The sequence below is a fragment of the Streptomyces sp. NPDC055506 genome (genome assembly GCF_053643595.1).
Genome location: NZ_JBSHKH010000013.1, coordinates 1 through 13,613, shown reverse-complemented (window position 1 = coordinate 13,613; position 13,613 = coordinate 1). Strand labels below are relative to the sequence as shown.

Below are 13,613 nucleotides of genomic sequence, written 5' to 3'. Positions count from 1 at the left end.
CGCTGTCGGCGCACCGTGATAAACCGGGTCCGAGCAGCGGTCCGTCACGGGCCGCCCGACCCTGAACGGACCGGAGGAACCGTGCCCCGCACCCTGGCCCACGCCCCGATCATGATCCTCAACGGCCCCAACCTGAACCTGCTCGGCCAGCGTCAGCCGGAGATCTACGGCTCCGACACCCTCGCCGACGTGGAGGCCCTGTGCGCCAAGGCGGCGGCCGCGCACGGCGGTACGGTCGACTTCCGCCAGTCCAACCACGAGGGCGAGCTGGTGGACTGGATCCACGAGGCGCGGCTGAACCACTGCGGCATCGTGATCAACCCGGGCGCCTACTCGCACACCTCCGTCGCCATCCTGGACGCCCTCAACACCTGCGACGGCATGCCGGTGTTGGAGGTCCACATCTCCAACATCCACAAGCGCGAGTCGTTCCGGCACCACTCCTATGTCTCGCTGCGTGCCGACGGTGTCATCGCGGGCTGTGGTGTGCAGGGCTACGTGTTCGGGGTGGAGCGCGTCGCGGCGCTGGCGGGGGCGGGCCAGGCGGACACGTAGAGCCTGCCCGCGATGTAAGCCCCGACGACCATGGCGAGCGCCCCTTACACCAGCCTTGCCCCGACTACACCCGCCTCGCCACCGACTACAGCCGCCCCGCCTCCACGATCCGCCGCAGGAAGCGCTGTGTGCGCTCCTGCCGCGGTTCCCCGAAGACCTGCTCGGCGGTCCCGCGCTCCAGCACCACGCCGCCCTCCAGGAAGCACACCTGGTCGGCGACCTCCCGCGCGAAACCCATCTCGTGCGTGGCCAGCACCATGGTCATGCCCTCGTCCTTCAGGCCGCGGACGACGGTGAGGACCTCGCCCACCAGCTCGGGATCGAGCGCGGCGGTGATCTCGTCGAGCAGCAGCAGCCGGGGGCGTACGGCCAGGGCACGCACGATCGCCACCCGCTGCTGCTGGCCGCCGCTCAGCCGGTCCGGGTACTCACCCGCCTTCCCGCCCAGCCCCAGCCGCTCCAGCAGCTCACGCGCGCGTGCCTCGGCCTCGGCGCGCCCCAGGCCGTGCACCCGGCGCGGAGCGAGCGTGATGTTCTCCAGGACCGTCATGTGCGGGAAGAGGTTGTACGACTGGAAGACCACGCCGATCCGGCGGCGCACGGCGTCCTGGTCGACGCGCGGGTCGGTGATCTCCTCGCCGTCCAGCCAGATCGCCCCGTCGTCGATCTCCTCCAGCAGGTTCGCGCACCGCAGCAGCGTGGACTTGCCGGAGCCGGAGGCACCGATCAACGCGGTGACCGTGTGCGGGGCCACCTCCAGATCGACGTCCCGCAGGACGACCGAGCCGCCGAAGGTCTTGCGGACGGACTCCATGCGCAGCACGGGCGTCTCGCTCATGTGGTTCCTCCCTGGGCCCGCCGGTGGTCCATCCGTGCCGTCACCCAGTCCGTGAAGCGGGTCATGGGGATGGTCAGCGCGACGAAGACCAGCCCCGCGACGATGTACGGCGTGTAGTTGAGGCTGCGGCCCACGATGATGTCGGCGGCCCGTACGGCGTCCACCGCGCCGCCGATCGAGACGAGCCCGGTGTCCTTCTGGAGCGACACCAGGTCGTTCAGCAGCGGCGGCACCTGGCGCCGTACCGCCTGGGGCAGCACCACGTGGCGCAGCGCCTGCCGGTTGCTGAGCCCGAGCGAACGGGCCGCGGCGCGCTGCGAGGGATGCACGGACTCGATGCCCGCGCGGAACACCTCGGCGACGTACGCCGAGTACGTCAGGGTGAGCGCGGTGCCGCCGAGGAGCACCGGGTCGACGGTCACCCCCTGGAGCCGCAGCGCCGGGACGCCGAGGACCACGATCATCAGGTTGATGATGAGCGGCAGCCCCCGGAAGAAGTCCGTGTAGGCGGCGGCCAGGAAGCGCAGCGGGAAGAACACCGGGCCGCGAAGCGTACGCGCGACGGCGATCAGCATGCCGAGGACGAGCACCGCGGCACCGCAGACCAGCAGCAGCCGGACGTTCAGCCACAGCCCTTCGAGGACCTTCGGGAACGCCTCGCGCGCGTATCCCCAGTCGAAGAAGGTCTCCTTGGTACGCGGCCAGCCCGGGGCGTTGACGACGACCAGGTAGAGGACCGCTGCGGTGACGAGGGTCGAGAGCGCGCCGATGGCGGTGGCACGCCGGGCGCGGGCGCGCTTGTAGCGCTCGCGGTCCAGGCGCCGCCGCGAGGGGACGTACCCGTCCGGCGCGTCGTGCTCGCCGGAGCTCTCCACCGGCTCCGCCTTGTTCACCGTCACTTGAGCACCGGGGCGTCGACGGCGTCCGACAGCCACTGCTGCTCGAGCTTGGCGAGTGTGCCGTCCTCGCGCAGCGCGTCCACGGCCCGCGAGACGCAGGGGGTGAGCGCGCTGCCCTTGTCGAGCACGAGACCGAACTGCTCCGGCGTACCACCCTGGTTCTCGAACTGGCCGACGATCGTCGCGTCCGTGATCTCGGCGCCGGTGATGTAGAAGGCGGTCGGCAGGTCCACGACGATGGCGCCGACCTGGCCGTTCTTCAGCGCGGACTTGGCCTGGTCGTTCTTGCCGTAGACGGCGGCCTCCTGCTTCGGCTTCACCACGTCGTCGATGTAGTCGAGGCTGGTGGTGCCGACCTGGGCGCCCAGCTTCACGTCCTTCAGGTCGGCGATGCTCTTCGCCTTCGCGGCCTTGGAGCCCTTCAGCGCGACGACGGCCTGGCGGACGTCGTAGTAGCCGGACGAGAAGTCCACGGCTCTCTTGCGTTCGGCGCTGACGGACACCTGGTTGATGTCGAAGTCGAAGGTCTTCTCGCCGGGCGCGAAGGCCTTGTTGAACGGGACGGTCTGCCAGGCGACCTTGTCCTTGCCGTACCCGAGCCGCTCGGCGACGGCGTACGCGACCGCCGACTCGAAGCCCTTGCCGCCGGCGGGGTCGTCGTCCTTGAACCACGGCTCGTAGGCGGGTTCGTCGGTGGCGATCGTCAGCTTGCCCGAGGTGTGGGTGGCCAACTTGCCCTTCGCGCAGGTGCTTCCGGCCGATGCCGACGGCCTGTCCGAGGCCTCCGGCTGCGGAGCGCAGCTCACGGCGGCGGCGAGAAGGGCGACGGCGGCGGCAGCGCGGCGCAGGGCGCGCGGGGCAGGATGCATGGCGGGAGATTGGCAGCCGACGGACCTGTTTGTCGAGGTCACGCCGACATGTTCCGCATGGTGGGAACGGGTGTTGCAATCTCGTGAACGGCCGGGGCCGCCGGCCGAGGGCGGGGATCGACAGGCCGGCGGCCCATCCGCCCAGGAGCCGTCATCCTGCGCGGGGCTCCCACCAGTTGACTGCGCAACTACGCGCACCGGGAGCGCGCGCACGACACCGGCGTGTGCGAAGCGTTCACACGGGGTGCGTGCGCGGCTCATCACCCGACACGCACGCGCTCCGCGCCACCGTCACCACCCGCGCGCGTGCCACTCCGGAAGCTGCGGGCGCTCCGTGCCCAGCGTCGTGTCGTTGCCGTGCCCCGGGTAGACCCATGTCTCGTCCGGGAGGACGTCGAAGATCCTGGTCTCGACATCGTGGAGCAGGCTGGCGAACGCCTTGGGATCCTTGTGTGTGTTGCCCACACCGCCGGGGAAGGGCAACGGCGGCGGCAAGGACCCCAAGGGCAAGGGCTCCGGCCAAGGGCAAGGGCTCCGGCGGGTCGGGCGGGGGCGGCAAGGACTCCGGGCCGAAGCCGACCGGCAAGGGCACCAAGAACCCCAGCAAGCGCGGCGGCAAGGACAAGGCCACCAAAGGGCGGCGGCACCCCGACCGGCCCGGCGGGCAAGGGCAACAAGGGCGGGAAGGCCGGAGGGAAGGGCAAGGGCGCAGGACGCCCCGCCCACGGCACCGCCAGCCGGTGCGAAACTGGATGCCGCTACAAGCGTTGCGTGGCCTCGTGCGGCCGGGCCCTGGCCCTGAGCGCCGCGAAGGACGCCGGCCGTTCCATCGCCCGGCGCAGTCGCCGCGCGGGACGTCGAGGAGCCCGGCTCCTGCGCCGTGCACCCCGAAGGCGGCCCGTGCGACGAGCCGGTACGTCCGCCGCCACGGCGGTCGTGTCCTGCGCCGTACGGTCCGCCACACCACCCGCTACAGCCGGCCATAGCGCGACGTTCTGGGTCTACTCACCGGCCGACCGCGAGGCCACCCTCCAGGTCGACACGCTCGGCGGCAGCGGTGCCCAGCTTGCCGTCAACGGCCATGACGTGCTGTGCCTGGCCAAGGACCGGAGCCATGCGGCGGTCTCCCCCTCCGGCGGCGTCAACAAGGTGACCGCGACCGGTGGTGGCCCGGCCACGACCCTCGTCGACCGCCTCACGGTCACACCAACCGAGGGCACGCTGCCGGCGCGCATCTATGAAGCCGGGGACGCGACGCTCGCCGGTTCGACCACGCTCGCCCCGCTGTTCCTCGCCACCGACGGCGCGGCGATCACGGACAATCGGCGGGGCCCGCAACGGCAACACCGCGGCGTTCACCGTGACGGCCGAGCGGGCCGGTCTGTACGCGCTGAGCATCCGCTACTCCAACCCCGAACACTCCGAGGCCACGCACTACAACCCCGACTGCTCGCCCGCCACGCCGACATCAGCGTCAACGGCGGCGCGGCGCGTCGGCTTCCCGCATAGCTTCCACGAGAACGACTCCTGGGAGCTGGCCGTCCCGGTCCGACTGAAGAAGGGAAGGAATACGATCGGCTTCCGCTCCGAGGAACTGCCGAACCTCGACGGCGCACTACCTACGCCTCGGACACGTTCCCCAGCGTCCTGTTCTGCTCGCGCTACGCGCCGCTGATCGACCGGATCACCGTCGCACCGTACGCACGCGAGGTCCACTGACCCACGGACGCCCGGCGCCCGGGGCCACCTGGTCACTACGCGGCCGCGCTCTCACCGGCCTTGAGGGACTGACAGTCACCCGGCTCCCCGAGTAGAGATCCGCGTACTCCGCACGTTCTTGTCCTCACCGCCGCTCGCCAGGTGTCGGCCGTCGGGGTAGAACGCCACGACGTTGACCGAGCGTTTGTGCTTGATGTGCAGTACCTGCTCGCCTGTGGTCGCGCTCCATACGTGTACCGCGCCGTCCTCGCTGCCCGTGGCGATCAGGGCGCCGTCGGGGCTGAAGGCCACTGCGCGCAGACCGCTCCGATGCTCGACGTGGAAGAGGGGCTCCCAGGTGCTGGTGTCCCGTATCTGAGCGGTTCGGTCCTCGCTGCAGGTAGCAATCCGTCGCCCATCAGGAGAGAAGGCGGCGCCGAGGACGTAGCTCTCGTGCGGGATCCGCGCCCGCTGTTCGCCGCTTGCCGTGTCCCAGACGTACGCGTGCCGATCCTCGCTGGCGGTGAGCAGCAATGTCCCGTCCGGGCTGAACCTGACGTCCCTGACTGCCCGACCGTGCCGCAGGGTCAGCATTTTGCTGCCCGTACGGAGATCCCAAAGACAAGCCAAGGAATCGGAGTCGCCTGTGGCCAGACGGCGGGTCCTGGCGTCGAAGTCGACGGCGTTCACGAAATGTCGGTGCGCGAGTTCCAGTGAGACCTGACCGGTCGCGAGGTCCCACACACGTGCCGTGTTGTCGGAACTGCCGACGGCCAAGAGGCCGCCGTCGGGGCTGAAGCAGACGGCATTCGCCATCGTGCTCCAGCCCGGGATCCGGCGCTCCCATTCCGCCTGACCGGTGGACGTGTCCCATAGGCGCACGAGTCGGCGGGCACCTGTGGCGAGCAGACGCCCCCGGGGATGCACGGCCATGCTCACGACCCAGTGGTCCGTGTCGATCACCGGCAGGACCGGAATGTCGGTCATCTTCCCCGGGCCAGAGCCGGTCTCGGCCCGCTTTCTGTTCGGCTCTGTCTCCGGCTCCGTATCCACGCCGTGCTTTCCGCGTTCCGGCGGAGGCTCGGTCGTCTCGGGCGCCGGGGGAGGCGGGGGTGTTCGCGCAGTGAGGTCGAAGAGCCTGGCGTCGCCGGCGCGCTGGTACAGAACCGGTGTGAAGCACTCCAGGCTGTCGTCCTTGTGGACCCGCAACGCTATACGACCGGCGCGCACCGCCTCGTCGACGGGGCGATTCGCCGCGAGGGCCTGGTAGAACGCGCGGGAGAACAGCACGGCCGCCATGTCGGTCACGGCGAACTGCATGGCCACCACTGCCGGGACTGTGTGCTCCAACTGGGCTGCCGTACTGGAGAAGAGGTCCTGAGCGTTGGAGGTTCCCGTCTGGCAACTGTTGAGTACGACCAGGCGTGGGCGCGGTTGGCCGACGCTGATGAGAGAACCGAGTGCTTCCGCATGCAACGGGTCCTCCCGTCCTCTCTCGTCGACGAAAATGATTGTGCCCTGACGTCGATGCTCGTCGAACCTTCCGTGACCGATGAAATGCAGAACATGGCATCCGCCATGCAGCAGAGCGCTGTACAAGTCGCTTTTCTTGTTTCCCGGAACCCATTCGAGCCGCACCATATCCTCGTCGATGAGTGGCTTCAATGCGGCGTGCAGATTCTCTTTCTCGGTTTCGGTGTCCAGGCTCGCCAGAGAACCGGGAAGAGCTACCATTCCGAGCACACGGAGCGGCGGCGACACGCGAAGCGGTGCGACTGGTTTCAGGATGTCGACATAGCGCACGATGGGGTGATTCAGGCACAGGTAGCCGCCGTGCTTCGAGTCGTGAAGAAGTTCCCACGGGAGGGCGGCAAGTTCTGGCGACCGCACCCGAAGAACGATACGCAGCACGTGGTCCTGCTCTTCCGCTTTTTGCTTGCTGGAGATGTAAAGCCCTTTGATGGAGTTCTGGAAGACTGAATCAAACAAAGCGTCACCGATTTGCAGAACCGGCTCCTCGAGTTCGCTGCCGGCCCCTCGGGAGTGAACGGACGATCCCAGAATCGCGGCTTGCAGATCGGGCATTCTACTCAGCAGATCGTCGGTGCTAACATTGACGACTTCCCGGTCCTCGCCAGCTGATGAGGACACCTCAATCTCGTACCCGCCGGGTGTCTCGCTCATCTGAACCACGAAGTCGAACTCCTCGGCCATGACAGCCTTCTCTTCCGTGGCACGAGATCACTGCTGTGCTGCGGTTTGGGTGGGTGTCGCGGGTGTGGAGTTTGCGGCCCCTACAGGTGTGGTGTCAGCCATCCAGTCGGAGAATCCGGAAACATCTTCTTGCTCAGCGTGGTTTGCCTCCACGACGATGTTGAATCGCCGATCCGTGTAGGTCATCCAAAGACTGTCGTCGCTGCCAACCTGGCACGCCACGTCGCCCAGCACGGGGAATTCGTCGTTGCCATAGATACTCTTGCCGCCTGATTGGAAATCCTCCACGCTACTGCACTCGGAATCGGTAAGTGCTTCCGGGTCGACGCTCTTCGTGTAAAACGCCTGCATGGAGTTGACCTCCTTGAATAGCGAGTAATATACGGTTTGCGCGCCGTCGCTCGACGTGCACATCGCCTCGACTGCTCCCTCGGGTGCCTCACTGTGCTTCTCGCACGTCATCCAGCTCGTCAACGTGCTGGGTATGTGATCCTCGAGGTCCGCATAGGAGGGACCATCCTCCTCGTTAGGGGTCATCAAAAGCCAGCCTCCGCCGACAAGCATCACGACACCGAGGACGGCTATGACTATGCGGGGCCATTTATGCATTCTGGGTATAGTCATCAGGCGTCGGGATATTCCGCTGCCGATCAGCGCAAGCGCCAGAAGAAGAATGCCGACGAGGACGAGTAGGATTTCTATCGCGAGTGGCATGGTTCCGCTCCTCGGGTGACTCCCCGCATGTCACGCTCCCGCCGACCCTGCTCCACATACCGCAAGGCCAGCAAATGGGAGAACGGTCAACTAAGTGGCTAGCCGCAGCAGTTCGTGTTATTACGAGTCTATGACCCTTGCAGAGTTCGTGCTACAGGACGGCAGTACGGTGCTGGTCAGAGTTTCTGACGAGCAAGCAGAAAGCCCTGTTGTCACCCGCGGAGCCTCGGCATCCGCCGTGATGGCGCGGGCCGAGGGAACATTCGAGTCGGCGATGGGTGTCGTCCGTGCGGTGAGCCGAAGCGTTGCCACACAAGTGGAGGAATTCGTGCACAAACCAGATGCGCTCGTGGTGGAGTTCGGCGTCGAGCTGAGCGCCCAGGCGGGTGCGTTCGTCTCAGCGGCCGGCGCGTCCGCCCAGTTGAAGGTGAGCCTCACGTGGAACGCCTCCTGAGCGAGTGCGCCCCGTAGATCCGCTGGCGTGACCCAAGCTGCCCCCACCCTGACTCTCCGCCGTCCTCGTTTTCGCCGCCGTGCGACATGGCCAGCAGCGCCTTGGGGCGGCACCTCCCGCGCGCCGCAACCCATCACAGCCCTCTCACCCCAGCGCGCAGGTAGCCGGAGCGCACACCCGGCTCCCAGCCGTACGCCGGAGCACCGCGCCGCCCTCACCTGATCACCCCCTCACCGTCGACGCGAGGAAATCGCCGCGGGAGCGGGGGTCGGAACCAGCGCCACCACCCTTGCCTCCGAGCAGGCCCTCGCCGCAGAGAAGCCATTCGACCCCCTCGGCTACCCCCAGAAGCTCCGGGACGCGCAGCGCCGGGCGGCCGAGCTGTACGCCGAGATCCACGCGACCCATTAGCGCCTCCCCTGGTCCCGTGAGCCTTCGACGGGTGGCCGAGGTGATCGACCGTGGCCGGACGGCCGCCAAGGCCGGAGTACCCGTACAGACCAACCCGATGACGATCTATAGCAGTGACCCCTGGTCACTGTTTCCGACATCGGTGGTGGAGCTCTGGACGCCACCGTCCTCGGGGCATGACGTTTTCCGGGTCCCGACGGGCCTGAACGCGCGACCGCTCCGTTTCGGATTCGAAACGGAGCGGTCGTTTTTGAACGGTTACCAGCCTCGTGCGCGCCACTCCGCGAGGTGGGGCCGCTCCGTGCCGATGGTGGTGTCGTTGCCGTGGCCGGGGTAGACCCACGTCTCGTCGGGCAGGACGTCGAAGACCTTGGTCTCCAGGCCGTCCATGAGGGAGTTGAACTCTTCCGGACGTGTTGTCCTGCCGGGACCGCCCGGGAACAGGCAGTCCCCGGTGAACACATGGGGATGCCCGTGCGGGTCGTCGTAGACGAGGGCGATCGAGCCGGGCGTGTGGCCGACCAGGTGGCGCGCGGTGAGTTCCACGCGCCCCACCTGGATGGTGTCGCCGTCGTCGACCAGCACGTCGGTCCGTACGGGGATGCCCTCGGCGTCGTCCCGGCCCGCGTACGTGCGGGCGCCGGTGGCCGCCACGACCTCGGCGAGTGCCTGCCAGTGGTCGCCGTGCTGGTGGGTGGTGACGACGGACGCGATGCCGTCGCCACCGATCATGCCGAGCAGCGTCTCCGCCTCGTTCGCGGCGTCGATCAGCAACTGCTCGTCCGTGGCCCGGCACCGCAGCAGATAGGCGTTGTTGTTCATCGGGCCGACCGCGATCTTGGTGATCATCAGGTCCTTGAGCTCATGCACGTCGGCAGGCCCGCCGACCGTCACCTCTCCGCTGTACGTCATGTCCGCCAGCCTATAGCGGGGGAGTGGCCCCGGTGCTGGAGCTCCGGGTCCTAGAGCGGGGGCAGCGCCGGAAGCGGGCCGCCGGCCACCGTCAGGCCGGATCCGGCACGGCGGCCGGCGAGCCAGCCCAGCAGATTGGCCGGGGAGCCGGTGACGGTCACCTCGGGCCCGTCGCCCCGCTCCCGCCCGGTGCTCCACGCGCGCGTGCCGTCCGTGAGGCGCGTGGGCGGTACTTCGGGATGCCCGGCGAAGCGGTCGGCCAGGAAGACGATCTCCCGCTCGGCGAACTCCGCCGGCAGATCCTCCAGCTCGTACCCGATCCCCAGGTCCACGTGATGCAGCTCCACCTCCACCCAGCGCCGGAACGGCACCCGGGACGCGGAGTCCGTGACCCCGTTGCGCAGCTCCACCGTGCGCGACCAGTCCGCCGGAGCGGCCCCGGTCTCCTGGAAGCGGGCCGCGCTCTCGCGCAGGTCGGCGAGCTGGACGTCGAGGGCGCGCGGGGCGTCCCGCTCGATGTCGCCGTCCCGGGCCTCGCCGGAGACGTACATGGGTCGCCCCTCGAGGACGTTCACGAGGGCGTCCGCGTTGCGGGCGAGGTGGGCGAGGACGTGGCCGCGGGTCCAGCCGGGAAGCCGTGACGGCTGCGTCACAGACGCGTTGTCCAGTTTGCCGACTGCGATGAGCAGCCGCTCGGTAGCGTCATGTACAGACGCCAGGTCATGACCGTGATCAATCATGGTGCTGACCCTAGTCCCGCCACACCTTTGGGTGAAGGTGGTGAACGAGTGCCGTAAATCGAATGTACGTGCTATATGGTCGGACGTGACGTCGGGCATGCTGGAGAGCCGGGGTTTGTTGGCAACCCGTGAATCCGACCGGCGTTGTCAGTGGCTCCCCCTAGTCTGAGAATGACGGGGGCCCCGCCCCTGTCACTTCTCTCAAGAAAGGTGCGGACCGGCGTGGCCGACCGTCTCATCGTTCGTGGAGCGCGCGAGCACAACCTCAAGAACGTCTCGCTCGACCTCCCGCGCGACTCGCTCATCGTCTTCACGGGCCTGTCGGGGTCGGGCAAGTCCTCGCTGGCCTTCGACACCATCTTCGCCGAGGGACAGCGGCGCTACGTGGAGTCGCTCTCCTCCTACGCCCGGCAGTTCCTCGGCCAGATGGACAAGCCGGACGTCGACTTCATCGAAGGCCTCTCCCCGGCAGTCTCCATCGACCAGAAGTCGACCTCGCGCAACCCGCGCTCCACGGTCGGCACCATCACCGAGGTCTACGACTACCTGCGCCTGCTCTTCGCGCGCATCGGCAAGCCGCACTGCCCCGAGTGCGGCCGCCCGATCTCACGCCAGTCGCCGCAGGCCATCGTCGACAAGGTCCTGGAGCTGCCGGAGGGCAGCCGCTTCCAGGTGCTGTCGCCGCTGGTGCGCGAGCGCAAGGGCGAGTTCGTCGATCTCTTCGCCGAGCTCCAGACCAAGGGCTACTCCCGCGCGCGCGTGGACGGCGAGACCATCCAGCTGTCGAACCCGCCCACGCTGAAGAAGCAGGAGAAGCACACCATCGAGGTGGTCGTCGACCGCCTCACGGTCAAGGAGGGCGCCAAGCGCCGCCTCACCGACTCCGTGGAGACCGCCCTCGGCCTGTCCGGCGGCATGGTCGTGCTGGACTTCGTCGACCTCCCCGAGGACGACCCCGAGCGCGAGCGCATGTACTCGGAGCACCTGTACTGCCCGTACGACGACCTCTCCTTCGAGGAGCTGGAGCCCCGCTCCTTCTCCTTCAACTCGCCCTTCGGCGCCTGCCCGGACTGCTCCGGCATCGGCACCCGCATGGAGGTCGACGCGGAGCTGATCGTCCCGGACGAGGACAAGAGCCTCGACGAAGGCGCCATCCACCCCTGGTCGCACGGCCACACCAAGGACTACTTCGGCCGCCTCATCGGCGCCCTGGCCGACGCGCTGGGCTTCCGTACGGACATCCCCTTCGCGGGCCTGCCGCAGCGCGCCAAGAAGGCCCTGCTCCACGGCCACAAGACCCAGGTCGAGGTCCGCTACCGCAACCGCTACGGACGCGAGCGCCGGTACACCACGGCCTTCGAGGGCGCCATCCCCTTCGTCAAGCGCCGGCACAGCGAGGCCGAGAGCGACTCCAGCCGTGAGCGCTTCGAGGGCTACATGCGCGAGGTGCCCTGCCCCACCTGTGAGGGCACGCGTCTGAAGCCGATCGTCCTCGCGGTCACGATCATGGGCAAGTCCATCGCCGAGGTCTCCGCGATGTCGATCAGCGACTGCGCGGACTTCCTGGGCGAGCTGAAGCTCACCGCCCGCGACAAGAAGATCGCCGAGCGCGTGCTGAAGGAGGTCAACGAACGGCTGCGGTTCCTGGTCGACGTCGGCCTGGACTACCTCTCGCTGAACCGCGCGGCGGGCACCCTCTCCGGAGGCGAGGCCCAGCGCATCCGTCTGGCCACCCAGATCGGCTCCGGGCTGGTCGGCGTCCTGTACGTCCTCGACGAGCCGTCCATCGGTCTGCACCAGCGCGACAACCACCGCCTGATCGAGACCCTGGTCCGGCTGCGCGACATGGGCAACACGCTCATCGTCGTCGAGCACGACGAGGACACCATCAAGACCGCCGACTGGATCGTCGACATCGGCCCCGGCGCCGGTGAGCACGGCGGCAAGGTGGTGCACAGCGGCTCCCTCAAGGAGCTGCTCGCCAATGCCGAGTCCCAGACCGGTCTGTACCTGTCAGGCAAGAAGGCCATCCCGCTGCCCGACATCCGGCGCCCGCTGGACCCGTCCCGGCAGCTCACGGTGCACGGCGCCCGGGAGAACAACCTCCAGGACATCGACGTGTCCTTCCCACTGGGCGTGCTCACGGCCGTCACCGGCGTGTCCGGATCAGGCAAGTCGACCCTGGTCAACGACATCCTGTACACCCACCTGGCCCGTGAGCTGAACGGCGCGAGGAGCGTGCCCGGGCGGCACACGCGCGTGGACGGCGACGACCTCGTCGACAAGGTCGTGCACGTCGACCAGTCGCCCATCGGCCGCACCCCGCGCTCCAACCCGGCCACCTACACCGGCGTCTTCGACCACATCCGCAAGCTGTTCGCCGAGACCACCGAGGCGAAGGTCCGCGGCTACCTGCCCGGCCGCTTCTCCTTCAACGTCAAGGGCGGCCGCTGCGAGAACTGCTCGGGCGACGGCACCATCAAGATCGAGATGAACTTCCTCCCGGACGTGTACGTCCCGTGCGAGGTCTGCCACGGCGCCCGGTACAACCGGGAGACCCTGGAGGTCCACTACAAGGGCAAGTCCATCGCCGACGTCCTGAACATGCCGATCGAGGAGGCCACGGAGTTCTTCGAGGCGGTCCCCGCGATCTCCCGGCACATGAAGACCCTGAAGGACGTCGGCCTCGGCTACGTCCGGCTCGGCCAGTCCGCGACCACCCTGTCCGGCGGTGAGGCCCAGCGCGTCAAGCTCGCCAGCGAGCTCCAGCGCCGCTCCACCGGCCGCACGGTCTACGTCCTGGACGAGCCGACCACCGGTCTGCACTTCGAGGACATCAGCAAGCTGCTGACGGTCCTGTCCGGACTGGTCGACAAGGGCAACACGGTCATCGTCATCGAGCACAACCTCGACGTGATCAAGACCGCCGACTGGATCGTCGACATGGGTCCCGAGGGCGGTGCCGGCGGCGGCCTGGTCGTCGCGGAGGGCACCCCCGAGCAGGTCGCCGCGGTCCCGACCAGCCACACCGGCAAGTTCCTCCGGGAGGTCCTCGGCGCCGACCGCATCAGCGACGCGTCCGCGGTGCCGGCACCGCGCCGGACGGCGGCGAAGAAGACGGTCGCGGCACAGACCCCGGCGAAGAAGACCGCCATCAAGAGGGTCAACAGCACCGCCACCAAGAAGGCGGCGGCCAAGACCACGAAGGCCGCCAAGACCACGAAGGCCGCCGCGAAGAAGACGACGCGGACGACCAAGGGCTGAGGCTGCGCAGACGCGCCGTGCACCACGGAGACTCCCGTGGTGCAC

11 protein-coding genes and 1 pseudogene are annotated in these 13,613 nt (G+C 68.2%); 4 read left to right on the top strand and 8 right to left on the bottom strand.

All coding sequences use genetic code 11. The features are described from left to right. Positions 1-81: 81 nt before the first annotated feature. Complete coding sequence (aroQ, locus tag ACWIF2_RS07775) at positions 82-555, top strand: type II 3-dehydroquinate dehydratase (protein WP_454359210.1); 474 nt, start codon at positions 82-84, stop codon at positions 553-555. Positions 556-640: 85 nt separating this feature from the next. Here the strand turns inward: aroQ and ACWIF2_RS07770 are convergent, their stop codons facing one another. From ACWIF2_RS07770 to ACWIF2_RS07755, 4 genes and pseudogenes are all read right to left on the bottom strand, one after another. Further along, entirely contained in the window at positions 641-1,393 is a 753-nt protein-coding gene (locus ACWIF2_RS07770) for an amino acid ABC transporter ATP-binding protein (protein WP_454359209.1), read from the bottom strand. Next, positions 1,390-2,292, bottom strand: a complete 903-nt coding sequence (locus ACWIF2_RS07765) for an amino acid ABC transporter permease (RefSeq protein ID WP_454359208.1) — start codon at positions 2,290-2,292, stop codon at positions 1,390-1,392. The genes ACWIF2_RS07770 and ACWIF2_RS07765 overlap by 4 nt, the downstream gene beginning before the upstream one ends. Further along, positions 2,289-3,161 (bottom strand): ABC transporter substrate-binding protein, encoded by an 873-nt coding sequence (locus tag ACWIF2_RS07760; protein WP_454359207.1) that lies wholly within the window; start codon positions 3,159-3,161, stop codon positions 2,289-2,291. The genes ACWIF2_RS07765 and ACWIF2_RS07760 overlap by 4 nt, the downstream gene beginning before the upstream one ends. 291 nt (positions 3,162-3,452) lie before the next feature. Next, positions 3,453-3,638 (bottom strand): annotated as a pseudogene (locus tag ACWIF2_RS07755) (MBL fold metallo-hydrolase); the annotation flags it as partial. A 423-nt stretch (positions 3,639-4,061) separates the two neighbouring features. Between ACWIF2_RS07755 and ACWIF2_RS07750 the strand changes: the two are divergent. Then, positions 4,062-4,670, top strand: a complete 609-nt coding sequence (locus ACWIF2_RS07750) for a hypothetical protein (protein WP_454359206.1) — start codon at positions 4,062-4,064, stop codon at positions 4,668-4,670. A gap of 285 nt (positions 4,671-4,955) precedes the next feature. Here ACWIF2_RS07750 and ACWIF2_RS07745 read toward each other — a convergent pair whose 3' ends face one another. Both ACWIF2_RS07745 and ACWIF2_RS07740 read right to left on the bottom strand, forming a co-directional pair. Continuing rightward, positions 4,956-7,073 (bottom strand): CHAT domain-containing WD40 repeat protein, encoded by a 2,118-nt coding sequence (locus ACWIF2_RS07745; protein ID WP_454359205.1) that lies wholly within the window; start codon positions 7,071-7,073, stop codon positions 4,956-4,958. Positions 7,074-7,100: 27 nt separating this feature from the next. Beyond that, entirely contained in the window at positions 7,101-7,787 is a 687-nt protein-coding gene (locus ACWIF2_RS07740; RefSeq protein WP_454359204.1) for a hypothetical protein, read from the bottom strand. A gap of 130 nt (positions 7,788-7,917) precedes the next feature. On the opposite strand from ACWIF2_RS07740, the gene ACWIF2_RS07735 reads away from it, so the two are divergent. After that, positions 7,918-8,241 (top strand): CU044_2847 family protein, encoded by a 324-nt coding sequence (locus ACWIF2_RS07735; RefSeq protein WP_454359203.1) that lies wholly within the window; start codon positions 7,918-7,920, stop codon positions 8,239-8,241. 669 nt (positions 8,242-8,910) lie between these two features. On the opposite strand, the gene ACWIF2_RS07730 is transcribed toward ACWIF2_RS07735, so the two are convergent. Both ACWIF2_RS07730 and ACWIF2_RS07725 read right to left on the bottom strand, forming a co-directional pair. After that, the gene (locus ACWIF2_RS07730; protein ID WP_454359202.1) at positions 8,911-9,564 is read right to left on the bottom strand and encodes an MBL fold metallo-hydrolase; all 654 of its coding nucleotides are present in this window, start codon (positions 9,562-9,564) and stop codon (positions 8,911-8,913) included. 50 nt (positions 9,565-9,614) lie between these two features. Continuing rightward, a complete protein-coding gene (locus ACWIF2_RS07725) occupies positions 9,615-10,304 on the bottom strand; it encodes a maleylpyruvate isomerase family mycothiol-dependent enzyme (RefSeq protein ID WP_454359201.1) in 690 nt (229 codons plus the stop codon). A 222-nt stretch (positions 10,305-10,526) separates the two neighbouring features. Here ACWIF2_RS07725 and uvrA point away from each other — a divergent pair, with 222 nt between their 5' ends. Continuing rightward, positions 10,527-13,568 carry an excinuclease ABC subunit UvrA gene (gene uvrA, locus ACWIF2_RS07720; protein WP_454359200.1) on the top strand — a complete coding sequence of 1,014 codons (3,042 nt, stop codon included), beginning with the start codon at positions 10,527-10,529 and terminating at the stop codon, positions 13,566-13,568. The last annotated feature ends 45 nt before the right edge of the window (positions 13,569-13,613 follow it).

Bases quoted from the DNA above. Each gene is read 5' to 3' on its own strand.
- ACWIF2_RS07770 (WP_454359209.1), bottom strand. From the start codon at position 1,393: ATGAGCGAGACGCCCGTGCTGCGCATGGAGTCCGTCCGCAAGACCTTC.
- ACWIF2_RS07760 (WP_454359207.1), bottom strand. From the start codon at position 3,161: ATGCATCCTGCCCCGCGCGCCCTGCGCCGCGCTGCCGCCGCCGTCGCC.
- ACWIF2_RS07745 (WP_454359205.1), bottom strand. From the start codon at position 7,073: ATGGCCGAGGAGTTCGACTTCGTGGTTCAGATGAGCGAGACACCCGGC.
- ACWIF2_RS07740 (WP_454359204.1), bottom strand. From the start codon at position 7,787: ATGCCACTCGCGATAGAAATCCTACTCGTCCTCGTCGGCATTCTTCTT.
- ACWIF2_RS07735 (WP_454359203.1), top strand. From the start codon at position 7,918: ATGACCCTTGCAGAGTTCGTGCTACAGGACGGCAGTACGGTGCTGGTC.
- ACWIF2_RS07730 (WP_454359202.1), bottom strand. From the start codon at position 9,564: ATGACGTACAGCGGAGAGGTGACGGTCGGCGGGCCTGCCGACGTGCAT.
- ACWIF2_RS07725 (WP_454359201.1), bottom strand. From the start codon at position 10,304: ATGATTGATCACGGTCATGACCTGGCGTCTGTACATGACGCTACCGAG.